The sequence below is a fragment of the Flavobacterium cyanobacteriorum genome, from assembly GCF_002251835.1.
GTDB lineage: Bacteria > Bacteroidota > Bacteroidia > Flavobacteriales > Flavobacteriaceae > Flavobacterium > Flavobacterium cyanobacteriorum.
On sequence record NZ_NOXV01000017.1, the window covers coordinates 1 to 823 of the forward strand.

Consider the following 823-nt stretch of genomic DNA (forward strand, 5'->3'; position numbering starts at 1 on the left):
TAAAGTATCAATCAAAGAAAAATGATTTAACTTTAATAGAGCAATTAACCTCCTTGAGTGCAGCTCATCCACGGGAAGGATTTTGGAAGAGTTATTATAGGCTTCGTAACAAAGGAGAGAAAGTCAATCACAAAAGGCTCCATCGCGTTTACAAGCAGATGGGCCTGCCTTTACGAAGAAAGGTAAAAAAAAGATTACCAGCCAGAGTAAAAGAAGCTATTGTTATTCCAACTAATTACACCCATACTTGGAGTATTGATTTTATGAGCGATGCATTAAGTAATGGCAGTAAGTTTAGATCATTTAATGTGATGGATGACTTTAACCGGGAGATACTTCATATTGAAATTGATTATAGCTTAAAAAGTAGTAGAGTGATTTGGATTTTGAATCGATTGATTAACAAACATGGGAAACCACAAAAAATAAGAATGGATAATGGTCCGGAATTTATTGCAAAATTAGCCCAAGAATGGAGTGAAATACACCAAATAGAGTTCAAATACATTCAGCCAGGAAAGCCAACTCAAAATGCACTAATAGAGCGATTTAATAAAACCTATCGTAATGGTGTTTTAGATGCTTATCTATTTGATTCCTTAGATGAAGTGAGAGAACTTACAGATCAGTGGATAAATGATTATAATCTTTATAGACCACATGAAGCATTAGGTGGATTAAGTCCTGTAAAATACAGAGAACGGTCTATTGTTCATGGGTTTCATTCCGCTACGCTTCATTCAACCCATGAACAATATCAAGAACATGTTTATATGGAATAAATGTTATAATTTAGAACTGTACTAAAAATGGGGAGTCTACA

General features: G+C 34.1%; 1 pseudogene. It reads left to right on the forward strand.

What is annotated here, in order from left to right:
* Positions 1-65: 65 nt before the first annotated feature.
* A pseudogene (locus CHU92_RS00130) lies at positions 66-695 on the forward strand (IS3 family transposase); the annotation flags it as partial.
* Positions 696-823 lie beyond the last annotated feature (128 nt).